Below are 21,970 nucleotides of genomic sequence, written 5' to 3'. Positions count from 1 at the left end.
GACTTACACCAATTGGTTTTTATTCAAATAGATACCGAACAGGGTCGTCTGCTCGGCGGTGCGGCGCCATTCTATCACGCCCCCCCGCCTGGCCACCGTCTTCTTGACCAGGAAGAGGCCGACCCCGTGATCCCCGGTCTGGCGGCTGACACCGTAGTCGAACAGGTGATCCGCCAGCGCCTCGTCCACCCCCTCGCCACTGTCCTCCACCTCGATCACCAGCCGCCGCCCCAGATCATCGAGGGAGAGCAGCACCCTGGGCGCGGCGTGCTCGCGGTTCCCCCAGGCGGCGCGAATGCCGTTGTCCAGCAGGTTGCCGATGCAGGTGATGAGATCCGCCGACACCTCGGCCGGATACTCCCCGAGGGCCGACCCCGCATCCAACACCAGCTCCACCCCCAGCTCCCGCGCCCGGCTGAACTTGCCGAGGATGAGCCCGGCCACCGGCTTGTTCTCGATGACCCGCAGCAGATCCTGCAACATGTTCTGGCAGGCTTCGTTCTCCTGCTGGATGAGGTCTACCGCCTGATCCACGTGGCCGAGCTGGAGCAGACCGGAGAGGCTGCTGAGCTTGTTGGCGAATTCATGGGTCTGGATGCGCAGCATCTCGCCGTACTGGCGCAGGTGGGTCACCTGCATGCCCAGGCTGCCGGTGCCGTCTGGCCGGCTGAAGATGAGCATGCGCCCCGGCTCGCGACCGCTGAGCTCCTGCCAGTGGCCGACGAAGTCATCCCCCTGCACGGTGAACCTGACCGCCCCCCCTTGCTGCAACGTGGGCACGAGGCCGGGGGCCAGCTCCGCCAGGGAGCGGCCCAGCAGGGCGTGGCGCCCGGTGCCGGGCAGTCGCAACTGATAGAAGGCGGCGCTGTTGAGCATGGTGATCCTGTGCTGGTTGTCCAGGGACACTATCCCCTCCGAGATCCCCTCCAGCACCAGATCCTGCTGGGCGAAGCGATTGGCAATGGTCTCCGGTTCCAGATCCAGCAGGGTGCGGCGCAGCAGGTGCTGCACCCAGAGCGCCAGCAGCAGGCCGCACCCCAGCACCGCTGCGATGGCGCCGACCAGCAGGGCGATCCGCTCCTGATAGGTGCCCTCCACGGTGCGCATCAGATAACCCACCGCCACTGCACCGATGGCCTGGCCATCGGGCCCCACCACGGGAGCGAAGCAGCGGATGGCGGGGCCCAGAGTGCCCACGTCCCGGGAGCAGTAGCTCTCGCGCGACTGGAGCGCAGGCCAGATGTCCTCCCCCCGGAAGGTCTGGCCCACCAGCTCGGGGGAGGGATGGCTCAGGCGCCTGGCATGTTCATCGGTCACCACCATGTAGGCGGCGTCGGTGCGGCTGCAGATCCCCTGCACATAATCCCGCAGCCCGGGATCGCTCCCCTTCTCCAGGGCCTGGACCACCCGGCTGTCCGCCGCCAGCACCCGGGCCAGATCGCTCCCCTTCTCCTTCAGGTTGTTCTCCAGCAGGTGGCGCATGAAGAGGGCGAGCAGACAGCCCAGGATCAGGATCAGCAGCAGTGACAAGCCAAGCGAGAGGGTGACTAGCTGGTGGCGCAGTTTCATCGTTCAACCTTGCAGCGGACAGGAAAGCCCAGGGTGAGGGTGTCCCCCGGCCGGGTCAATGGCCAGCCTGGCGCACCTCAAAGGTGGCCACTCTAGCGCCTCCTCCGACCGTTGTCGGTTAGCTGGCCCGCAAAGCCATATAAAAACTTAAACACCACGGCCCGGGCAAAAAACCTGAACGTGAGCTGTATCACACTATTTACTTAGCCTGCGAAATAAATATAATGCTTCGCAAGCTAAGTAATTGAGGTGCCCGTCATGAAAAAGGATCTGGAGATGTTGCGAGAACTCTCCCTCGCCGAGCAGCTGGGGCGATTGCACCGGCTCTGGCGCACCGTGGCCGATCTCGAGCTGGCACCTCTGGGGCTCACCCATCCCCGCTGGACCGCCCTGTGGAAACTCAGCCGCCTCGGCGGCCACCTCAGCCAGAAGACCCTGGCCGAGGCCCTGGAGATAGAGCTCCCCTCCCTGATGCGGACCCTGGGTCAGCTCGAGGAGCAGGGGCTGATCGAGCGCCATTGCTGCAGCCAGGACAAGCGGGCCCGCATCGTCACCCTGACCCCGGCGGGCAAGGCGCTGCTCGATCAGATCGAGGGCCGCATCATCGCCGTGCGCCGGGAGCTGCTCACCGGCATCAGCCAGCAGGAGCTGGCCCAGTTTGAAGACATTGTGCACCGCATCTCCGCCAACGCCCTTGGCAAGATAGCCGCACAGCATGAAGAGAGAGAATAAGATGACACCGGATCAACAATTCAAGCGCTGGATAAAGTGGGCCATCGTCTGCTTCGTCCTGGTGTTTGGCTACTTTCTGCTGGCCGACATCAAGATGCCCCTGACCCCCCAGGCCATGGCCACCCGGGTCGTCACCCGGATGGCCCCCCAGGTCAGCGGTAAGGTGGTCGAAGTCGCCGTCGCCAACAACCAGCACGTCAAGCAGGGGGATCTGCTGTTCGCCCTCGACCCGGAACCCTTCCAGCTCGCCGTGGATCAGGCCAGGCTCGCCCTGGATCAGGCCAGGCAGCAGAACCGCCAGCTGGACGCGACCCTGACCGCCTACGAGGCGGAGTACAGCTCGCTGCGCACCCAGGCCGACCAGAAACAGCGGGAAGCGGCGCGCATCGACGCCCTCTACCGCCGTCACATGGTCTCTGAACAGCAGAAAGATGACGCCGACAGCGCCGCCCGCACCGCCCGTGCCAACCTGCTCGGCAGCCAGGCCCGGGTAGAGCAGGCCCGCGTCAACCGCGGCTTGCCAGGGGAAGACAACCTGCTGCTGCGCCAGGCCCGCAACCGCCTCGCCCAGGCCGAGCTCAACCTCGCCTACAGCCGGGTTCATGCGAGCCAGGACGGCATCATCACCAACTTGCAGCTCAAGCCTGGCAGCGTGGCCAATGCGGGCTCCCCCCTGCTGGCCCTGGTCTCCGAGCAGGTGGACGTGATCGCCGATTTTCGCGAGAAGAGCCTGCGCCACGTCAGCGCCGGCAGTCAGGCCCTCGTCGCCTTCGACGGCGAGCCCGGTCGTCTCTATCCTGCCCGCGTCGCCAGCCTGGATGCCGGGGTCAGCGCCGGCCAGTTTGACGCCAACGGCCAGCTTGCAAACCCCGTCGAGTCCGATCGCTGGGTGCGGGATGCCCAGCGCCTGCGCCTGCACCTGACCCTGGAGCAACTGCCCGCCCACCTGCCGGCCGGGGCCCGCGCCACGGTGCAACTGCTGCCGGACAACACCCTGACCGGGCTGCTGGCCCGCAGCCAGATCCGTCTGCTCAGCCTGCTGCACTACATCTATTGAGATGACGACCATGAACCTGTGGCACAGACCCCTCACCCCCAACGAACTGCGCCAGTGTCTGCGCATCGCCTTTGGCTGTACCCTGGGGTTTGTGCTGTGCAAGATCTTCGGCTGGAGCAACGGGGTCTTCTTCACCGTCACCCCGGTGCTGCTGCTCGGCCTGGTGCCGGTGATGAACGGTCACGCCGCCCGCCAGCTCATCGCCTCCGCCGCCATGTGCGGTCTGGAAGTGGGGCTGCTCGGCGGCCTGTTCGGCGGCCACCCGGGGCTCATGACCCCCCTGGTCTTTTTGCTCTTCCTGTACCGTTTCGCCGCCATGTCCCGGGGCAGCCTGTTCCTGTTCGGTGCCAACGGGGTGCTCAGCCTCAGCATCATGCTGCACTTTGCCAGCTACCCCGGGATTGATCTGAACGACCTCATCTTCAGCAATCTCTGGGCCAGCGTCCTGTCGGTGCTCATCGCCTATCTGATGACGGCCCTCATTCCGGACGTGGAGGAGCGCCCCAGGCCGGCCCCCTCCCCCAAGGCGCCGCACCGGATGCGCCACGAAGCCCTGCTGGGGGCGTCCATCGCGACCCTCTCGTTCCTGGTGTTCCAGATCTTCGATCTACGCGACTCCATGTCTGCCCAGGCCACCACCCTGCTGCTGCTCTTCCCCATGCACTGGAACGGCGCCCTGGACTATGCCCGCAAGCGGGCCATGGGTACCCTGCTGGGGGTGAGTTTCGGCATCCTGGGGCAGCTGGTGCTCTATGACTGGTCCGGCTTGCTGCTGCTGGTGACCCCGGTGCTCTGGCTCGGCGCCATGCTGTTCAGCTATGCCCATGTGAAGGAGGCGAGCGGCTCCGGAGTCGGCTTCGGTGCCCTCACCACCCTCGGCATCCTGTTCGGCCAGTACCTGACCCCGGGCAACGACCTGGTGTTCAGCGCCCTCTATCGGGTGAGCAGCATCCTCTTTGCCATCGTGGTCACCCTGCTCGCCTGCTACCTCATCCACCGGCTGCTCAATCGCTTCGAGGCGACACGGTTCGGCCACTGACCCTTTTCTGCAGCCATTGGATGGCTCCCTTTCGCCCCGCTTGCCTGCCGGGGCGTTTTTTTGCCTGCCCCACGGACCAGAGGGAGACGGACGCATCCCGACGCAGGGCTCCTGCCATGAGGTTGCAGTTGTGCCTCATCCTGTTAGGCTCAAGGCCATATGACACCGTTGTGAGGATCAAACATGAAACACGCCAAGCTCTTTCTACTGGGGGCGGGCGCCATCACCCTGCTCGGCGGCTGCGATCTGGGCAGCGGCAAGCTGGGAGTGACCGGCGGCGATCCCGTCACCTATCTGTGTGAACAGAACCAGAAAGTGCAGGTTCGCTACTTCTCCCTCTCGGACGAGAGCCTGAACTTCGTCAAGCTCTCCCTCCCCGATGGCAAGGATTACACCCTGCCTCAGGCGGTCTCCGCCTCCGGCGCCCGCTATACCGACGATCACGAGGTGGTCTGGTGGAACAAGGGCAAGGAGGGGTTCGTCGAGATGCGTGATGACGCCGGGGAGTGGCAGAGCCGCTACAACGACTGCAAGGAGCAGTGAGCCGCGCCGTCATGGCACAGAGCCCACACGAAACACCCCGGCCTGGCCGGGGTGTTTGTCATTTCACTTCCACTTCAAATCGGGCCACAACCCGAGCCGGAATGGCTTGCAGATTCTGCTCCGATGGCCGGTAGCGCAGCTGCGCCAGCCCGGAGATGGCGATGAGATCCAGCACGCCGGGGGGCTGGGACTCCAGTACCTCTGGGCTGAACAGCGTGCCATTGGAATCGATGAGGTAGCGAAGGGTCACATACCCCTTGACCGGCCTCTTCGCCGGCAGCCCCCCGACCGGGTTAAAAGTGATGGCATCCCCCACCAGCACCCAGTATTCGGGCAGCGTTTCCCAGGTGACATCCACCGGAGGTTGATTCAGCTTGGCGGTGGGGCTGGCACAGCCTCCGAGCAGGGCCAGGGCGACCCACAGCAACAACCCTTTCACTCGCACTCGACATTCCCTCGTCGTTGTATCGCTCGACTCCATGAGCGACGCGCCAGTGTCAGGCAAAGGGGCTCATCCGGGAAGCCCCCATCTGGCAGGCAAAAAAAAGCCAACCCCGGAGGGTTGGCCTTGTGATCTCTCACGGCTCAGGCGCGCTTGTCGCTTACCACCAGCCAGAGGGCATGAACCATGCCGGGCAGACCGCCCAGCAGGGTCAGCACTATGTTGATGAGGAAATGGAGGCTGAAGCCTACCTGGATAAAGGCGCAGACCGGGGGGAGAAAGATGGCCAGCAGGATCTTGAGCAGATTGTTCATCGGGATTCCTCGTGTAAACAGCGCTTGGGGTTGGCCTAACCATAAACACCCAAGGCCTCAACTGCAAACCAGACAGGGGATCTGCTCTCCTCCTTTCCGCCAGGCGTTGAGGTCGTGAACCATCTGGTTGCTGCTGCCACGCCAGAGCAGACCGGGATCCGCCAGGGCCTTCTCGAACCTGCCATCCACCAGCACGTCCAGCAAGGCCACCAGCTCCCGCTGGGCCGGGCTGAGATCGGCCAACAGATAGCCGGTCCAGCACCAGATGTCCTTGCCGGGGCACTCGGTTCGCACCCGCTTCACCAGCGCCAGCACATGCGGCACGTTGGCGGGGTGGAGCGGATCGCCGCCGGAGAGCGACAGTCCGCGCCGCTTGATGCGGCTGTCGTTGAGATCGTGAATGATGCGATCGCTCATCGCCTCATCGAACGGCTTGCCCCCATCGAGCCGCCAGGTGCTCTGGTTGTAGCAACCGGGGCACTGGTGCTCGCAACCCGACACGAACAAGGTGGCGCGGGTGCCTGGGCCGTTGATCACATCGACCGGGTAGTACTGGTGGTAGTGCATTCGAGTTCTCTGGGTTAACGGCCAACCCCCTCCCAACCTCCCCCTTCGAAAGGGGGAGGAGCTTCTTTGCCCCCTCCCCTGCCAAGGGGAGGGCTGGGGTGGGGTCTGCTCGCTTACATATGCTTGACCCGGCGTTTGACCTCTTCCTGCTTGCCCGCGTTGAAGGGGCGCGCATCCGGGCTGCCGAGATAGCCGCACACCCGGCGGGTCACCGACACCTTGGCCGGGTCGTGGTTGCCGCAGCGCGGGCAGGTGAAGCCCTTGGAGGTGCACTCGAACTCGCCGGTGAAACCGCAGTCGTAGCACTCGTCGATGGGGGTGTTGGTGCCGTAGTAGGGCACCTTGTCATAGCTGTAGTCCCAGACATTCTCCAGCGCCTCCAGGTTGTGCTGGATGTTGGGGTACTCGCCGTAGCAGATGAAGCCGCCGCTGGCGATGGGCGGATAGGGCGCCTCGAAGTCCAGCTTGTCGTAGGGGTTCACCTGCTTCTCCACGTCCAGGTGGAAGCTGTTGGTGTAGTAGCCCTTGTCGGTCACCCCTGCCACCACGCCAAACTCCTTGGCGTCGATGCGGCAGAAACGGGTGCAGAGGTTCTCGCTCGGGGTGGAGTAGAGGCTGAAGCCGTAGCCGGTCTCCTCCTTCCACTCGTCGGTGGCCGCCTTGAGCCGCGCGATGATGGCGATGGCCTTCTGGCGCAGGGTCTCGCTGTCGAACAGGTGGACGTCTGTGCCATAGAGGGCGTTGATGGTCTCGTGTACCCCGATGTAACCCAGCGAAATGGAGGCGCGGCCATGTTTGAAGATCTCGCTGATGTTGTCATCGGCCTTGAGGCGCACCCCGCAGGCCCCCTCCATGTAGAGGATGGGGGCGACCCGGGCCTTGACCCCGTCCAGGCGCTTGATGCGGTACATGAGCGCTGTCTTGGCCACCCGCAGGGCGGCATCCAGTTTGTCCCAGAAGTCCGCTTCATCGCGGGATTTCAGGGCAATGCGCGGCAAATTGAGGCTCACGACCCCCAAGTTGTTGCGCCCCTCGTGGACCAGCTCGCCATTCTCTTCGTAGGCACCGAGGAAGGAGCGGCACCCCATGGGGGTCTTGAAGGAGCCTGTCACTTTGACCACCTGGTCGTGGTTGAGGATGTCCGGGTACATCCGCTTGGAGGCGCACTCCAGCGCCAGCTGCTTGATGTCGTAGTTGGGATCCCCCGGTTTGTGGTTCAGGCCATCCTTGATGGCGAACACCAGTTTCGGGAACACGGCGGTCTTCCTGTTCTTGCCAAGGCCGGCGATGCGGTTGCCTAGGATGGCGCGCTGGATGAGGCGCGATTCCCAACTGTCCCCCAGGCCAAAGCCGAAGGTGACGAACGGCGTCTGACCGTTGGCGGTGTGCAGGGTATTGACCTCGTATTCGAGGGACTGGAAGGCGTCGTGGCACTCCTTCTCGGTGCGAGCCATGGCGTAGGCGTCCACATCCTGGATCCCCCACTCCTCGGCCACCTCCCGGTGCTTGTGCCAGCTGATGGTCACATAGGGTGCCAGCACTTCGTCGATGCGGTTGATGGTGGTGCCGCCATAGATATGGCTCGCCACCTGGGCGATGATCTGGGCGGTCACCGCGGTGGCGGTGCTGATGGATTTTGGGGTATCTATCTCCGCGTTGCCCATCTTGAAGCCGTGGGTCAGCATCCCCTGCAGATCGATCAGCATGCAGTTGAACATGGGGAAGAAGGGGGAGTAGTCGAGATCGTGGAAGTGCAGGTCGCCGCTCTCGTGGGCCTGCACCACGTCACGGGGCAGCATGTGACTGATGGCGTAATGCTTGGCGACGATGCCCGCCAGCAGGTCACGCTGGGTCGGGATCACCTTGGAGTCCTTGTTGGCGTTCTCGTTGAGCAGGGCCGCGTTGGTCTGCTCCACCAGGCCGCGGATCTCCTGGGCCAGGCGACCCCTGGCCTCGCGGGCCTGATCCCGGTCGTGACGGTATTCGATGTAGGCACGGGCGATGGCCTTGTCGTCGGAGGCCATCAGGTGGTTCTCGACCCGGTTCTGGATCTCGTGGATGTCTACCTCCCCTCGCCCCTCCAGCTCCTGGCTGACAGCGGCGGCAATGCGCTCTGCCAGCGCCGGACTGGCCTGATTGACCGCTGCCGCCGCTCGGCTGACCGCATCGCGGATCAGTTGGCCATTGAATGGTGCACGACATCCATCGCGTTTGATCACTACCGGTTTCATCGATTTTCCCCGTATTGAAAGACCTGGTGGCCACCCTCGGCTCACCCTAGTTGAGTCCCCTTCTCCACGCCCGTCCCCGGCGCAAACAAGGTCAGCCAAGGCTTGAAACACCTGGGCTGACACTGAGAGGGCGACCACTTATGCACAGCTTTATGACACTATATATGGGTGTTTTTTTTATGCTTACCCCTATATGTGGGGTCTATTAGGCACCAAAGCGGTACCCTGTTTCTTGATCCAGAACAGGTTTTGGAAGGAGTGGGGCAGTTCACGACCAGCTCCAAAAGGCGCTCTTTTTTGCTCACCCCAGACGGGATGCGGGCTCCCGCCCGGCAAGGGATAAAAAGAGAGGGGCACGCCTTCCGACAACAATTGACCGAGGCGCCAGAGAGCGGGAGAGCACATACTGGGGAACAGTCTGTCCCTTGCGGAAAACACACGTGACCAAGGTCTTGCTCCTGCTCTCCCTCCTCTCCCTCCCGCTGCTGGCCGCCGAGATCCTGGTGATCAGCAGCTATCACCAGAGCAACCAGTGGGATCAGAGCTACAGTGCCGGCCTCGAGCAACACCTCAAGCAGGCGCATCACCTCGGCTATCTCTATCTGGACACCAAGCGCCAGCCCGGCCAGACCCGTGACGAACTGCTCGCCAAGGGAATGGCCGCCTACCGGACCCACCAGCCAGCGCTGGTGATCCTGGGGGATGACAACGCCATCAACGCCCTCGCCCGACCCATCGCCGCCCGGGGAACGCCCGTGGTGTTTCTCGGGATGAACGAGAATCCGCGCCCCAAGGGGCTGGTCGGCCACCCCCTGATCACCGGCGTACTGGAACGCCCCCTGCTCAAGCGCAGCATCAGCGAGATGAGTCAGTTGATGGGAGGGCTGGAGCGTGCCCTGGTGCTGTTTGACGAAAGCGAGGTGTCCCGCACCGCCGTCGCCCACGAGTTCAAGGGGCGAGGCGAGCTGACGATCGGTCAGACCCGGGTCAGCAGCCGCCAGTTCACCGACTATGGACATTGGCAGGAGGCAGTGCTCGCCAGCCGGGAAAACGGCTATCAGGCGCTCTTCCTCGGCCTCTACCACACTCTCACCGACACTCAGGGCCAGCATGTAAGCGAGCAACAGGTACTGGCATGGACCAGCGCCAACAGCCCGGTGCCACTGTTCTGCTTCTGGGCCTTTGCGGTGGGCAGGGGAGCCGCCATCGGCGGTCTGGTGCTCGACGGCCACAGCCAGGGAGAGAGAGCCGCCGAACTGGCCAATGCCATCCTCTCGGGCACGGCGCCCGGCGCCCTCTCCCCCGCGCCGCATCCCGCGGGGAATATCTGTTCAGCAAGAGCGAACTGGCACGCTGGCACCTGACGGCTCCCGATGCCTGGCAGGACAAGGTGAGCTACGTCGAGTGAGCCCCCCAACGACAAACCCGGCCAGTGGGCCGGGTTTGTCTGCTCAAACGTGCATTCTCAGGGCTGAATGGCCGCCTGCAACTCGGCCTCGGTCCAGATGGTGATCCCCAGCTCCTGGGCCTTGGCGAGCTTGGAGCCTGCCGCCTCCCCCGCTACCAGCACGTCGGTCTTGGCCGACACGGAGCCCGCCACCTTGGCCCCCAGGGCCTGCAGCGCCGCCTTGGCATCGTTGCGGGACAAGGCGGTGAGGGTGCCGGTCAGCACGAAGGTCTTGCCGGCAAAGGGCTGATCGCTTGCCTCTTTCTTCTCGATGACCGGCCAGTGGATGCCGGCGGCCAGCAGGGCGTCGAGCACCTCGATGTTGTGGGGCTGACGCAGGAAGTAGTAGACGTGCTTGGCCACTATGTCCCCCACGTCGGCCACTTCCAGCAACTGCTCCACCGAGGCGGCGCGCAGGGCATCCAGGGTAAGGAAGTGGTTGGCGAGGTTCAAGGCGGTCGCCTCCCCTACTTCGCGGATCCCCAGGGCAAACAGGAAGCGGGGCAGCGTGGTGCTGCGGGCGGCATCGATGGCCGCCACCAGGTTGAGGGCCGATTTTTGCCCCATCCGCTCGAGACCGGCCAGCTGGATGGCGTTGAGACTGAACAGGTCCGCCGGGGTCTTCACCAGCCCCTTGTCCACCAGTTGCTCCACTATCTTGTCGCCAAGGCCATCCACATCCATGGCGCGACGCGCCGCGAAGTGCTTGATGGCGGCCGCCCGCTGGGCCTCGCAGAAGAGACCGCCGGAACAGCGGGCCACGGCCTCCCCTTCCAGCCGCTCCACCGCCGAGCCGCACACCGGGCACTCGGTCGGGAAGAGGATCTCGCGGGCATCCGCCGGGCGCTGGGCCTCCACCACGGCCACTATCTGCGGGATCACGTCCCCCGCCCGGCGCACGATCACGGTGTCGCCGATCATCACGCCGAGCCGTTCAATCTCGTCGGCATTGTGCAGGGTGGCATTGGAGACGGTGACGCCGCCGACGAACACGGGTTTGAGCTTGGCCACCGGGGTCACGGCGCCGGTGCGGCCCACCTGGAACTCGACGTTCTCGAGCAGGGTCATCTCCTCCTGTGCCGGGAACTTGTGGGCGGTGGCCCAGCGCGGGGCCCGCGCCACGAAGCCGAGCTCCTGTTGCAGCGCGATGTCGTCGACCTTGTAGACCACGCCATCGATCTCGTAAGGGAGATCCCCACGGCGGGCCAGGATGTCGTCGTGGAACGCCTGGCAACCGGCGGCCCCCTCCTTGAGCTTCACTTCCGGGCTGAGCGGCAGACCCCAGGCCTTGAGCTGATTGAGGCGACCGAAGTGGGACTCCCCCAGCTCGTCGCCACCGACTCCCACGCCGTAGGCATAGAAGCTGAGGGGGCGGCTGGCGGTGATGCGTGAATCGAGCTGGCGTAGGCTGCCGGCAGCGGCGTTGCGCGGGTTGACGAACACCTTCTCCCCCGCCGCCAGCGCATCGCGGTTCATCGCCTCGAACCCCGCCTTGGGCATGAAGACCTCCCCACGCACCTCCAGCCGCGCAGGCCACCCCTGGCCGCGCAGGGTCAGGGGAATGGCCTTGATGGTGCGCACGTTCTCCGTGATCTCCTCCCCCGTGGTGCCGTCCCCGCGAGTGGCGGCCTGTACCAGCTGGCCAGCCACGTAGAGCAGGCTCACCGCCAGACCGTCGAGCTTGGGTTCGCAACAGAAGGTGAAATTCACCTCCCGCTTGAGGCGATCACTAATGCGTTGCTCGAACGCCTGCAACTCCTCGCTGCTGAAGACGTTGTCCAGACTCAGCATGGGGATCTCGTGGCGTACCTGCTTGAAGGCGGTCAGCGGCTGGCCTCCCACCCGCACGCTCGGCGAGGCCGGGGTTTTCAGCTCGGGATGCTCGGCCTCCAGCGCAATCAGCTCGCGCATCAGGCGATCGTATTCGGCGTCCGGCACCGTGGGGTTGTCCAGCACATAGTACTGATGGCCGTACTCGGTCAGCAGCTCACACAGTTGACGGTGGCGGGAGAGGATATCGCTCATGAAAAAGTCTCGAAGTGTGATGGAACATTCAGTCTGGGGCAGAAACAAAAATGCGGCACCGGGGTACCGCACTTTTCATTGTTCAAGCCCCATGGCGCATCAGTCGCGGCTGGCCTCGTAGGCCGCCAGCTCGTGACGGTAGCGGGCGATGTCGTCGTCGCTGAGGGGACTGCGCGAGGCGTCGGTCAGCATGGCATCGAGATCGCTCGCCAGCTGATCCGCAGCCTGCAACATGTGCTCGAAGGCGAAGGCGGCATTGCTGCGAAGGGGCAGTTGCATGAAGAGGGACACACCCGGGGTGCTGAACTGCTCCATGCGATAGGGGTTGAAGGTACCCGGCTTGACCATGTTGATCATGGAGAAGAGCACCTCCCCCTTGCCGCCCAGATCTTCGTGACGGTGGAAGATGTCCATCTCGCCAAACTTGAAGCCCAGCGCCAGCAGGGAAGAGAGCAGGGTCGCCCCTTGCAGATCGTGGCCGGGACGGGCCATCAGGTTGATGACATAGACATCCTGCCAGATCTTCTCGACCGGGGCCGGGGCGGGTTCTGGCTCAGCTGCGTGAACCGGCTCTTCATAGGCTGGCTCGTCATCGTAAGCGGGTTCTTCATAAGCCGGCTGGGCGTAGCGGGGAGCCTGCTGGGCAACCGGTGCCGGCTCGCGTGCACCGAAGGTCGGCGCCTGGGCATAGGCCGGCTCCACCAGCGGCTCTTCGTCCAGCGGCTGCATCATGGGTTCGCGCTGCGGGCGGGAACGGTGTACCGGCGTACGGCGGATCACCTGTGCAGGTTTGCGCACCGGCGCGGCAGGGGCCTCTTCAACAGGGGCGGCAACCGGCTCGTCATAGTCCTCTTCTTCCTCATACACAGGCTGAGGGGGGACAGGGCGAGCGGCAGGCTTGCGCACCACGGGAGGCGGCAGATCGGCGTCGTCATCTTCATCATCGAAGGCGGGAACGGGGGCGACACGGCGGGGTTCGGGCTGACGGGCCTCGTCGCTGCGCAGTTTGGGCTCGGCACGACGGCCACCGCTCACCACACGCACCTGACCGATGCCATCGCTGTCGAAGGCGTCGTTGTCACGCTCACGGGACTTGGACTCCATCCGACCCAGAGGTTTCTCCTTGATCGGTGCCTGACGATTCTTTCTGTTGCTCCACAACCCGTGAATGAGCAATGCCGCGATGGCAATACCGCCCAGGGCAACCAAGATGTAACGCAATTCCTGCATTAGCTGCTTCTCTTTCTAGTTTTGCTCAGCCAAAGCGACGGCTTCACCGATATCGACCGACACTATGCGCGAAACCCCGGGCTCTTGCATCGTGACGCCAACCAGCTGCTCGGCCATCTCCATGGAGACCTTATTATGACTGATGTAAACGAACTGTACTGTGCTCGACATCTCTTTGACAAGAGAACAGAAGCGACCGACGTTCACTTCATCGAGCGGTGCATCCACCTCATCCAGCAGACAAAATGGTGCTGGATTGAGTCTGAAGATGGCGAAAACCAGCGCAAGGGCGGTTAACGCCTTCTCCCCCCCGGAAAGCAGGGCAATGGTAGCATTCTTCTTGCCCGGAGGTCTTGCCATGATGCTCACTCCGGCCTCCAAAAGATCATCCGAGGTCAGCTCAAGCCAGGCACTGCCCCCCCCGAACACTTTTGGGAACAGGGATTTTAAATCTTCATTGACCTTATCGAAAGTGTCGCGGAAGCGTATTTGTGTTTCTTTATCAATTCTTTTAATGGCTTGGCTCAAGGTGTCGAGGGCCTGCTCCAGATCCTGGCACTGATTTTCCAGGTAGCTTGCGCGGGTTTTCGCCTCCTCATACTCCTCCAGTGCCGCCAGGTTGATGGCGCCAAGCGCCTCCACCTGCGCCTCCAGCGTCTGGATCTCCTGGCGCAGCTTGCCGCGATCAGCGGCAATCAGCACCGCCTGATCGAGGTCCACCAGGCGCACGCCCAGCTCTTCGAACTGCTCGTGCAGTCCCTGCCGGCGCGTCAGGTTGCGTTCGCGCTCGAGCCGCAGGGTCGCCAGCTTCTCCTGAATTTTCACCAGTTGCTTGTGATCGGTGCTTCTGGCCTGCTCCAGCTCGGTCAGCTGACGATCCAGCTCTGCGAGCCGTTGGTGACAGGCCAGTTGCTGCGCCTCAAGATTGCGCTGCTCGACCAGCAGGGGCGACAGATCCTGACTCGGAGCGGCCCCTGGCTCCTTGAGTTCCGCCAGCTCCAGGCCGAGACGGGCCAGCTCCTGCTCGCGCAGCGTGATGAGCTGGCGCTGGTTCTGCTGCTCCAGTTGCAACCGCTGGCAGGCCGCCTGCTGCTGCTCCCGGCGAAGGCGCGCCTCTTCCAGCGCCCGCTCCGCCCCGCTTACCTGCTCCTGGGCAAGCAGCAGCGCCTCGGCGAGTACCTCCCCCTGCTCCTGCTGCTCGCCAAGGGCCGCTTCATCCTGCTCAAGCCGCTCCCCGGCCGACGCCAGCCGCTGCGCCTCCTCAGCCTGCTCTTTATCGAGCCGGGCCAGCTCTTCCCCCAGCTGGCCCAGGCGCTGCAAGCGCTCCTGGCGCTGCCCCTCGCGCAGACTCCAGGCTTCGCGCAGTTGTTGCCACCGCTGCTCCTGCTCGCGCAGGGTGCGCTGAGCCAGCTCATGCGCTCCATGCTGCTGGGCCCGCGCTGCATCGGCGGCGACAAGCTGCTCGTCGAGTCTGTGCAGCGCCTCCCGGCCCGCGGCCAGCTCGGTGTGCAGCCGCTCACGCTCCCCGAGCAGCGCCAGCGTACCGAGGGCCATGCCCTCCCCCAGATCCGCCCAGTTGGGGCCGAACCAGTCGCCGGCGGGAGTGAGCAGCGACTCACCGGCAGAGAGGCTGTGCAGGCGGGACAGCGCCTCCTCCCTGCTCTCTGCCAGCCAGATGGCATTGAGGAAAGCCGGAATGTGCTCGCCCCCCAGTTGCGCCGCCAGGGTACCGGCCCTGGCTGGCTGGGCCGGGCCAATCCAGAGTCCGGGTTGCGCCAGGTTGCACTCGTCCGCCGGGATTGCGGTGAGCCAGCGGCCGAGCACCTTGTCCAGCCCCCGGGCCCACTCGGGGGGCACCTGCAGCCGATCCACCAGGGTGGCGCCCGCCATCTGCTCCCCCAGGATCTGATCCAGGGTGGCGAGGCGCGCCTCCAGCTCGCGCAGCAGGCCCTGCTGGCGACCCTGCTCTGCCTTGAGTGCTTCATGGCGCGACACACCGGCCTGCCACGCCGCATCGGCTTCCTCATGGCGGGCGCGGGAGAGCGAGAGTTCCGCCGCCAGGGCATCGAGGGCCGGTTGCAGGTTCTCCCCCTCCCCGCCAAGGGGCCCGGCCTGTTCGTCTTCCAGCTTGAGGCGGGCAAGCCGGGTCTTGGCCTGCAGCTCCTGCAGGCCATTCACCTCGGCGCGGGTCTGGTTGAGCCGCCCCTGCAACTGGCCCAGCTGCTGCTGCCACTGCTGCTGACGCTGGCGCGCCTGCTCGAGCCGATCGCCCGCTGCCGCCCGCACGCTCTGCTGGTCGGTAAGCAACTGCTCACACTGCTCGAGGCGCGCCGACGCCACCTCCCCCTGCAACGTGCTGTCGCTCAGCTGTTCCAGCTGGCCGGCCAGCTGGGCCTTGAGGCCGTCGATACGCTCGCCGAGGGACTGCCGCCTCGCCTGCCAGTCGCGGCCAAGCTCGCTCTGGTGCAGTTGCTGCTGCTCGAGGCGGGCGATGGCTTGCCCGCCGAGGAAAATCTGCTGCTGGCGGCTCGCCTGCTCGGCCTGGGCCTCCTGGCGGGCCACCGACAGGGTGACGTGACGCCCCTCGTCGGCGGTGCGCTTGGCATCGAGTGCCGCCAGCGCCTGCTCGGTCTGGGCCAGTTCGGTCTTGGCTTCGCCAAGACGTGTCTCCAGCGCCCACAGTTCCGAGCCGATCAGCTCCGCACGAGCGGCACGTGATCGACTCTTGAGCTGCTTGTAGCGCTCGGCGGTCTCGGCCTGGGCCTTGAGATGCTCGAGGCGTGAGCCCAGTTCGCCGCGGATATCGCCGAGGCGTTCCAGGTTCTCCTGGGTATGGCGTATGCGCTGCTCGGTCTCCCGGCGCCGCTCCTTGTAGCGGGAGACCCCGGCGGCCTCTTCCATGAACAGCTTGAGATCGGCGGGGCGGGACTCCACCAGCCGGCTGACGGTGCCCTGTTCGATGATGGCGTAACTGCGGGGCCCAAGGCCGGTGCCGAGGAAGAGGTCGGTCACGTCCTTGCGGCGGCACTTCTGGCCGTTGATCTGGTAGTGATTGGAGCCGTCGCGCAGCACTTCGCGGCGCACCGAGATCTCGGTAAAGCGGCCGAACTCGCCGGGTACCCGGTTGTGGGGATTGTCGAACACCAGCTCCACCGAGGCGCGGCCATGGGCGCTGCGGTTGATGGAGCCGTTGAAGATGACGTCGGTCATGTTCTCGCCGCGCAGATGGCGGGCGGAGCTCTCCCCCAGCACCCAGCGCACGGCGTCGATGACGTTGGATTTGCCGCAGCCGTTGGGGCCCACCACGGCGGTCATGTCGGCGTTGAGTTCGATGCGGGTCGGCTCGACAAACGACTTGAAACCGGCGAGTTTGATCAATTTCAGACGCATGGCGGCCTATGTGGGTAACGAAATAAAGAGGAGGCGGGCAGGCGACTTTACCAAATCAAAGGCTTGTTTGTAATATGCTGGCACTTTCCCCATTCACTGATGGAGCTCACATGAGCCAATCACCCCACATGGTCAAAGATTCGGTCAGCGGTGCAGACTACTTCCTGCGCGGCTTCTCACTCATCCGCCAGCCCGGCATCCGCACCTTCGTGCTGATCCCCCTGCTGGTCAACTTCGTGCTCTTTGCCGGTGCCTTCTACGCCCTGTTGCTACAACTGGACGGCCTGTTCGCCTGGCTGCACCAGCAGATCCCGAGCTGGCTCTCCTGGCTTGATTACCTGCTCTGGCCCATCGCCCTCATCACCATACTGGTGGTCTTCTCCTTCATCTTCAGCTCGGTGGCCAACTGGATAGCTGCCCCTTTCAACGGCCTGCTGGCAGAGAAGGTGGAACAGATCCTCACCGGTGAAGCCATGAATGACACCGGCATGCTGGATGTGGTGAAAGATGTGCCCCGTACCTTCGGCCGCGAATGGACCAAGCTGAAATACTATCTGCCCAAGGCCATCGGCTGCCTGATCCTCTTCCTGATCCCGGTAGTGGGCCAGACCCTGGCACCCGTGCTCTGGTTCCTGCTCAGCGCCTGGATGATGGCGATCCAATATGTCGATTATCCGTTCGACAACCACAAGATCGGCTTCATCACCATGCGCGACGCCCTCAAGCAGCGGCGTGGAAAGTGCCTGAGCTTCGGCGCCCTAGTGACCCTCTTCTCCGCCATCCCGGTGGTGAATCTCTTCGTGATGCCGGTGGCCATCTGTGGCGCCACCGCCATGTGGGTGGACCAATACCGCAGCGAGCAACTTGGACGCTGAACCGCGTCATCATGATCAAAAGAGGGGGCGAAAGCCCCCTTTTCATTACTTAATATAATGCATAACCAAGATAGCTTGTCGCCCCAGCGCAGGGTTGTTAGGATGCGGGCCTTTCTCGCACCCTGGGATATCTCATGTTACATGCACTCTTCTTGCTCGGCCTGGTGGCCGAAGGGATGACTGGCGCGCTGGCAGCGGGTCGGCGACGGATGGATCTGTTTGGCGTCGTGATCATCGCCTCGGCGACGGCCATCGGTGGCGGTACCATTCGGGATGTGCTGCTGGGCCACTATCCCCTGCTCTGGGTCGAGCACCCCGAATACGTGCTGCTGGTGGCGGGCGCCGCCATGGCCGGGGTCATCTCGGCCCCGCTGATGCGCTACCTTGGCAAGCTGTTCCTGGCGCTCGATGCCCTGGGGCTCGTGGTCTTCTCCATCTTCGGGGCTGCCCGGGCGCTCGAGATGGGCCACGGGGCCGGCATCGCCTGCATCATGGCCGTGGTGACCGGTGTGTTCGGGGGGGTACTGCGGGACTTGCTGTGCCAGCGTATCCCGCTGGTGTTCAAGCGCGAGCTTTATGCCGCCATCTCGCTGATCACCGCCGCGCTCTACTGCTTTGCGCTGCACCATGGGCTGCCCAACGACTGGGCCGCTTTCGGTGCCATCGGCATCGGTTTCGTGCTGCGGCTCCTGGCGGTACGCTTCAAGTGGGGACTGCCCACCTTCAACTATCAGTACGCCACCCATTGAACACGCCAGTTCCTGGCCATATCGCACGGATAACGAGCAACAAAAAAGCGCCATACGGCGCTTTTTTGTTGAGCATCGGCAAGAGAGGAAAGGGTCAGTTGATCCCTTCCGAGCTGAAGAAGGTCGCCTTGTCGGCGATGAAACGCACCTTGATGTTCTTGCCTTCCCCTCCCCAGACACAGCTCGTGGTGCCGAGAGCATCGTCGCAACGCTCGGCCTTGCCGAGGATGGCACTCGCTTCGGCATAGCTCATCCCGACTTTCAGCTTGTCGTAGCTCTCGCGGTTGAGCTTGCCGCAACCAGTCAACAACAGGGCGATGAGCCCCCCGATCACAATCTGCTTCATCTTTCTCTCCTCTGGCTGGAGTCCAGAGCCTAGCAGCTTGGTCCCCCTCAATGCCAGCGGCAAAAAGACACAATCGGCACTCAGCCCTTGAGGAAATCCCGACTCACCAGCTGCGAACGGGGCCTGTGTCCAGGTGCACGAAGTTGTCGGAAGGGTAATAACCCACACCGCCCACCTTGAGGTTCAGGGCGGCCTTGCGCAGGTGCGCCAGCTGCACGCCGGGGATGCGCACGTCAACCGCCTGCCCCAGGGTGTGGTAGCTGTGCTTGGCGACGCCGCGACTCTTGCGCCGCTTCTGCTGATTGGTGGCCGGGGAGCGATAACCCGAGATGAGCTGGATTTCGCCGTGGCGTCCCAACTTGTGTTGCAGCAGAAAGAGCTGATCGAACAGCTTTCTGTCGATGTTGAACACTTCGTTGCGACGGTAGTCACGGAAAATATGGTTGAGCTCCGCCAGCCCGTCGCTCAGATAGTGGCCATCTTCCCAATAACTGGCGCGTACCCGCTCGCCGGTATTGAGGTTGAAGAAACTCAGTTCCCGTCCCGAAGTGCTGCGGCTCGCCAGCGCAGGGAACGACAGCAGGCTGGTCCCCATCAGGCAACCCGCCCCCAGCAGCAGACGGCGTCGGCTTATCCCTTGTCCCAGCATCCGTTGTCCGTCCATCTCATGGTGAAGTCACACAGGTGAATGAATTTGATACAAGGGCCGAAACTACCTGCCAGAAAAAGCGCTGTCAAACCCCATTCATCCATGAAAAAGCCCGGCACGGGCCGGGCTTTTCACTCTGTGGCGAGGATCACAGCAAGCGGCTTTGATAGCTGACTCTGTCGAATCCGTAGATATCGTTGCGCAGTTGCTGACGTCCCTCTTCATCAATCCAGCTGCTCCAGTAGACGGTAAACACCGGGATAGGGTTGCTCAGGGGCAGCCACTTGGTCTGGGTCTCTTTCAGGATGCTGGCCACCTTGTCCGGCTGATAGCGGGAGTCCGCCAGCAGCAGCTCCGCCAGATCGTCGGCGTGTTCCACCCGGATGCAACCCGAGCTGAAGGCACGGGCCCCCTGCTCGAACAGCGCCTTGCGCGGGGTGGAATGGAGATAGATGGCATCGTTGTTGGGCAGATAGAACTTGTAGCGACCCAGGGCATTGTGATCCCCCGGCTTTTGCCGCAACCGGTAAGGGAAACCGGAGGCCAGCGCATGGTGCCAGCCATCTTCGCTGAACTGCACCGGATTGCCCTCGCCGTCGATCACCTCGAACTGTTCGCGATCCAGGTAGGCAGGATCGCGCCCGAGCTTGGGCAGAATGTCCTTGCTCAGGATGGAGCGCGGCACGTGCCAGGCCGGGTTCAGCACGATGGAGCGGATCTCGCTGGCGAGGATGGGGGTTGCCCGCTGCTCCTTGCCGACGATGACCCGACTAGTGAAGACCTCGCTGCCCGACTCCACCACGCTCAGGCGGTAGTCCGGAATGTTGACCAGCACATAGCGACCGGCAAGGTGATCCACCAGATCACGGCGCCACAGGTTGCGAACCAGCAGGCTGGCGCGCACCTCGGGGCCGGTATTGAGCCAGCTGCGGGTCTGACGGCCGATGATGCCGTCGGCGGTCAGGCCGTGGCGGCGCTGGAACTGCTTGATGGCCTGTTCGGTCTCGGGATCGTAGAGGCTGTCCTGGTGAGTCGGGGCACTGTCCCCCAGTTCGTTCAGGATGGAGCGGATCTGGCCGAGCTCGGTCGAGCTCTCCCCCGCCCTCAGGGTCGGCATGGAGAGGATGGGCCAGTGCTTGGCCATGGGCATGGCCAGCAGCTTGCGCACTTCTTCGCGCACGGCGTCGTATTCCGCCACCTGTGGCCTGAGTTGCCTGACCTGCTCCAGCAGATTGTCTCCCTGGGGAGCATGGGCCAGGGGGCGGTTCAGATCCAGCTTGAGGGTCTGCATCTGTTCGCGCGCGACCAGATCCATCCCTCGCCAGGCCTGCTGGAACCGGGCCAGCTTGCCAAAGGCCTCATCGTAGAGGGCACCGCGCCGATCCGCCGGGGTCTTTTGCAACTGCTGCCAGAGGCGGTAGAAATCCGGATGCAGCTGGGCCAACACCGCTTCCTGCAACTGCTGTTCAAGCTCATGACGAGCCTGCTCGGCCACCTCGTTCTGATACCAGTCATGCTGGATGCTGGGACTGGCCACTACCGCCTGTTCCGTGCTGGCATGAACCATGCTGGCCGGCCAGCAGCCCAGCCAGATGAGATTCGCCAATGCCAACCAATACTTCTTACCCATGCTTCTTACCACGCTTGCCTCAAATCGGTTCATTTCGGCCTGTCAGGCGCGACGGTCAGGACCCCATGATGCGTGAATGCCGACGACTTTGCTAGCGGACGGAGGTGTAACGACGCCAGATGAGTTCCTGCTCCCCGCTGTCGCCGACGGCCACTATCGCCTCGTTGAACCGCGCTACGAATTCCCCGGACAGGGTCTTCTTGCTCAACATGAAAAAGGTGGGCGTCTCATGGATCGCCATGGTGTGGGGGACGACCGCATCCGACAGCCCCTCTCTCTTCAGACCCCAGGGCGTGGCCAGACTATCCCCGAGAAAACCGTCTATCCGCCCAAGCAGCAGCTTGCGATAGTTTTGCACATCGTTGACCTCGCTCACCTGGTTGCGGTATCGCTGCAGAACCTTGGTGATTTCCGGGCCGTAATAGTAGTCCCTGGTCACACCGAGGCGATGCCCGTGGGCCAGCCAGCTCGCCAGATCCGACTCCTCCCCGGTACCGGATTTGCGTACCCAGAGCGATGTCCGGCCCGGGTTGTAGGGGATGGAGAACCAGGCATAACGCGCCCTGTCATCGGCAAAATACGCCTCCATCACGATGTCCAGCCGACCCCGCTCAAGATCGTGCAACCCCCGCTTCCAGGGACGCTCCACATAGACCAGATGACAACCCAGCCGATTCGACACGGCATTGAGGTAGTCGACCGCAAATCCACGCAGTTCCCGACGTGCTCCCTCTTGCTGGTAATAGTGGTATGGGGGCCAGTCATCGAAACCGACGCGAAGGGGGGAGGAGCAGAACGATTGCGCCCACAACGGTTGGAGGGGCAGACAGCAGAGCACACACAGAGAGAAGAGTCTCATGGGTCATCCTTGACAACGGGACAGGCCATCTTAATTCTGCCCGGGTGAAATGGCGACAGATCCTGCCACAACAAAGCACAATATCAGCCGTTTGCCTGATGCGCCCCAGGTGGCGGCAGACAGGTTGGCGCCGAAAAAGCCACAATCAAGAAGAGGAAGCAAACGACCCCAAAGCCCCTTGGTAAGCAGGGTGATTGAGGGTTAATATGTGAGCAAATATATTTTTGTGATCCACTATGCTTTTTTTGCAATTGGATTAGCATATGCGCGAAATCT

18 protein-coding genes and 1 pseudogene are annotated in these 21,970 nt (G+C 63.5%); 7 read left to right on the top strand and 12 right to left on the bottom strand.

Going from position 1 to position 21,970, the window contains the following annotated elements; translation table 11 throughout:
• Positions 1–3 precede the first annotated feature (3 nt).
• Positions 4–1,569 (bottom strand): ATP-binding protein, encoded by a 1,566-nt coding sequence (locus tag PG887_RS01330; RefSeq protein ID WP_104451731.1) that lies wholly within the window; start codon positions 1,567–1,569, stop codon positions 4–6.
• Between the two features lie 258 nt (positions 1,570–1,827).
• On the opposite strand from PG887_RS01330, the gene slyA reads away from it, so the two are divergent.
• The 4 genes from slyA (at position 1,828) to PG887_RS01310 (ending at position 4,940) form a co-directional block, all read left to right on the top strand.
• Entirely contained in the window at positions 1,828–2,301 is a 474-nt protein-coding gene (slyA, locus tag PG887_RS01325) for a transcriptional regulator SlyA (RefSeq protein ID WP_010673459.1), read from the top strand.
• A 1-nt stretch (position 2,302) separates the two neighbouring features.
• A complete protein-coding gene (locus tag PG887_RS01320) occupies positions 2,303–3,358 on the top strand; it encodes an HlyD family secretion protein (RefSeq protein ID WP_270821036.1) in 1,056 nt (351 codons plus the stop codon).
• Between the two features lie 10 nt (positions 3,359–3,368).
• Positions 3,369–4,397 carry a DUF2955 domain-containing protein gene (locus PG887_RS01315; RefSeq protein WP_010673457.1) on the top strand — a complete coding sequence of 343 codons (1,029 nt, stop codon included), beginning with the start codon at positions 3,369–3,371 and terminating at the stop codon, positions 4,395–4,397.
• Positions 4,398–4,580: 183 nt separating this feature from the next.
• On the top strand, positions 4,581–4,940 hold the full coding sequence (locus PG887_RS01310) for an MliC family protein (protein ID WP_010673456.1): 360 nt from the start codon (positions 4,581–4,583) through the stop codon (positions 4,938–4,940).
• 58 nt (positions 4,941–4,998) lie between these two features.
• Here PG887_RS01310 and PG887_RS01305 read toward each other — a convergent pair whose 3' ends face one another.
• From PG887_RS01305 to nrdD, 4 genes are all read right to left on the bottom strand, one after another.
• Positions 4,999–5,379 carry an energy transducer TonB gene (locus PG887_RS01305; RefSeq protein ID WP_270821035.1) on the bottom strand — a complete coding sequence of 127 codons (381 nt, stop codon included), beginning with the start codon at positions 5,377–5,379 and terminating at the stop codon, positions 4,999–5,001.
• Positions 5,380–5,525: 146 nt separating this feature from the next.
• A complete protein-coding gene (locus PG887_RS01300) occupies positions 5,526–5,696 on the bottom strand; it encodes a YqaE/Pmp3 family membrane protein (RefSeq protein ID WP_010673454.1) in 171 nt (56 codons plus the stop codon).
• A 57-nt stretch (positions 5,697–5,753) separates the two neighbouring features.
• Entirely contained in the window at positions 5,754–6,263 is a 510-nt protein-coding gene (gene nrdG, locus PG887_RS01295; protein ID WP_270821034.1) for an anaerobic ribonucleoside-triphosphate reductase-activating protein, read from the bottom strand.
• A 113-nt stretch (positions 6,264–6,376) separates the two neighbouring features.
• Positions 6,377–8,494, bottom strand: coding sequence for an anaerobic ribonucleoside-triphosphate reductase (gene nrdD / locus PG887_RS01290; protein WP_113069842.1), 2,118 nt, complete (start codon positions 8,492–8,494; stop codon positions 6,377–6,379).
• Positions 8,495–8,934: 440 nt separating this feature from the next.
• Between nrdD and PG887_RS01285 the strand changes: the two are divergent.
• Positions 8,935–9,902 (top strand): annotated as a pseudogene (locus PG887_RS01285) (ABC transporter substrate-binding protein).
• Positions 9,903–9,959: 57 nt separating this feature from the next.
• Here PG887_RS01285 and ligA read toward each other — a convergent pair.
• The 3 genes from ligA to PG887_RS01270 all read right to left on the bottom strand — a co-directional run bounded on the left by ligA (position 9,960) and on the right by PG887_RS01270 (position 16,586).
• The gene (gene ligA, locus PG887_RS01280; protein ID WP_270821033.1) at positions 9,960–11,966 is read right to left on the bottom strand and encodes an NAD-dependent DNA ligase LigA; all 2,007 of its coding nucleotides are present in this window, start codon (positions 11,964–11,966) and stop codon (positions 9,960–9,962) included.
• A gap of 99 nt (positions 11,967–12,065) precedes the next feature.
• On the bottom strand, positions 12,066–13,196 hold the full coding sequence (gene zipA, locus PG887_RS01275; protein WP_039039273.1) for a cell division protein ZipA: 1,131 nt from the start codon (positions 13,194–13,196) through the stop codon (positions 12,066–12,068).
• 15 nt (positions 13,197–13,211) lie between these two features.
• Positions 13,212–16,586, bottom strand: coding sequence for an AAA family ATPase (locus PG887_RS01270; protein ID WP_270821032.1), 3,375 nt, complete (start codon positions 16,584–16,586; stop codon positions 13,212–13,214).
• A gap of 110 nt (positions 16,587–16,696) precedes the next feature.
• Here PG887_RS01270 and cysZ point away from each other — a divergent pair, with 110 nt between their 5' ends.
• The gene (gene cysZ / locus PG887_RS01265) at positions 16,697–17,461 is read left to right on the top strand and encodes a sulfate transporter CysZ (RefSeq protein ID WP_010673447.1); all 765 of its coding nucleotides are present in this window, start codon (positions 16,697–16,699) and stop codon (positions 17,459–17,461) included.
• Positions 17,462–17,595: 134 nt separating this feature from the next.
• A complete protein-coding gene (locus tag PG887_RS01260) occupies positions 17,596–18,210 on the top strand; it encodes a trimeric intracellular cation channel family protein (protein ID WP_139736839.1) in 615 nt (204 codons plus the stop codon).
• Positions 18,211–18,304: 94 nt separating this feature from the next.
• Here PG887_RS01260 and PG887_RS01255 read toward each other — a convergent pair whose 3' ends face one another.
• The 4 genes from PG887_RS01255 to PG887_RS01240 all read right to left on the bottom strand — a co-directional run bounded on the left by PG887_RS01255 (position 18,305) and on the right by PG887_RS01240 (position 21,694).
• A complete protein-coding gene (locus tag PG887_RS01255; RefSeq protein WP_010673445.1) occupies positions 18,305–18,556 on the bottom strand; it encodes a hypothetical protein in 252 nt (83 codons plus the stop codon).
• A 103-nt stretch (positions 18,557–18,659) separates the two neighbouring features.
• Positions 18,660–19,205: a DUF882 domain-containing protein gene (locus tag PG887_RS01250; protein ID WP_010673444.1), complete on the bottom strand. Its 546-nt coding sequence runs from the start codon at positions 19,203–19,205 to the stop codon at positions 18,660–18,662.
• Positions 19,206–19,353: 148 nt separating this feature from the next.
• Entirely contained in the window at positions 19,354–20,835 is a 1,482-nt protein-coding gene (locus tag PG887_RS01245; RefSeq protein WP_052814335.1) for a L,D-transpeptidase family protein, read from the bottom strand.
• A gap of 91 nt (positions 20,836–20,926) precedes the next feature.
• Positions 20,927–21,694, bottom strand: a complete 768-nt coding sequence (locus tag PG887_RS01240; protein ID WP_052814336.1) for a substrate-binding periplasmic protein — start codon at positions 21,692–21,694, stop codon at positions 20,927–20,929.
• Positions 21,695–21,970: the final 276 nt, after the last annotated feature.

Source organism: Aeromonas sp. QDB14 (assembly GCF_027707845.1).
Lineage (GTDB): Bacteria > Pseudomonadota > Gammaproteobacteria > Enterobacterales > Aeromonadaceae > Aeromonas > Aeromonas caviae.
This window is presented reverse-complemented; position numbering and strand designations above follow the sequence as displayed.

Excerpts from the sequence above, each read along its gene's own strand:
- PG887_RS01330 (WP_104451731.1), bottom strand. The coding sequence starts at position 1,569 with ATGAAACTGCGCCACCAGCTAGTCACCCTCTCGCTTGGCTTGTCACTG.
- slyA (WP_010673459.1), top strand. The coding sequence starts at position 1,828 with ATGAAAAAGGATCTGGAGATGTTGCGAGAACTCTCCCTCGCCGAGCAG.
- PG887_RS01320 (WP_270821036.1), top strand. The coding sequence starts at position 2,303 with ATGACACCGGATCAACAATTCAAGCGCTGGATAAAGTGGGCCATCGTC.
- PG887_RS01315 (WP_010673457.1), top strand. The coding sequence starts at position 3,369 with ATGAACCTGTGGCACAGACCCCTCACCCCCAACGAACTGCGCCAGTGT.
- PG887_RS01310 (WP_010673456.1), top strand. The coding sequence starts at position 4,581 with ATGAAACACGCCAAGCTCTTTCTACTGGGGGCGGGCGCCATCACCCTG.
- PG887_RS01300 (WP_010673454.1), bottom strand. The coding sequence starts at position 5,696 with ATGAACAATCTGCTCAAGATCCTGCTGGCCATCTTTCTCCCCCCGGTC.
- nrdG (WP_270821034.1), bottom strand. The coding sequence starts at position 6,263 with ATGCACTACCACCAGTACTACCCGGTCGATGTGATCAACGGCCCAGGC.
- nrdD (WP_113069842.1), bottom strand. The coding sequence starts at position 8,494 with ATGAAACCGGTAGTGATCAAACGCGATGGATGTCGTGCACCATTCAAT.
- ligA (WP_270821033.1), bottom strand. The coding sequence starts at position 11,966 with ATGAGCGATATCCTCTCCCGCCACCGTCAACTGTGTGAGCTGCTGACC.
- zipA (WP_039039273.1), bottom strand. The coding sequence starts at position 13,196 with ATGCAGGAATTGCGTTACATCTTGGTTGCCCTGGGCGGTATTGCCATC.
- PG887_RS01270 (WP_270821032.1), bottom strand. The coding sequence starts at position 16,586 with ATGCGTCTGAAATTGATCAAACTCGCCGGTTTCAAGTCGTTTGTCGAG.
- cysZ (WP_010673447.1), top strand. The coding sequence starts at position 16,697 with ATGAGCCAATCACCCCACATGGTCAAAGATTCGGTCAGCGGTGCAGAC.
- PG887_RS01260 (WP_139736839.1), top strand. The coding sequence starts at position 17,596 with ATGTTACATGCACTCTTCTTGCTCGGCCTGGTGGCCGAAGGGATGACT.
- PG887_RS01255 (WP_010673445.1), bottom strand. The coding sequence starts at position 18,556 with ATGAAGCAGATTGTGATCGGGGGGCTCATCGCCCTGTTGTTGACTGGT.
- PG887_RS01250 (WP_010673444.1), bottom strand. The coding sequence starts at position 19,205 with ATGCTGGGACAAGGGATAAGCCGACGCCGTCTGCTGCTGGGGGCGGGT.
- PG887_RS01245 (WP_052814335.1), bottom strand. The coding sequence starts at position 20,835 with ATGGGTAAGAAGTATTGGTTGGCATTGGCGAATCTCATCTGGCTGGGC.
- PG887_RS01240 (WP_052814336.1), bottom strand. The coding sequence starts at position 21,694 with ATGAGACTCTTCTCTCTGTGTGTGCTCTGCTGTCTGCCCCTCCAACCG.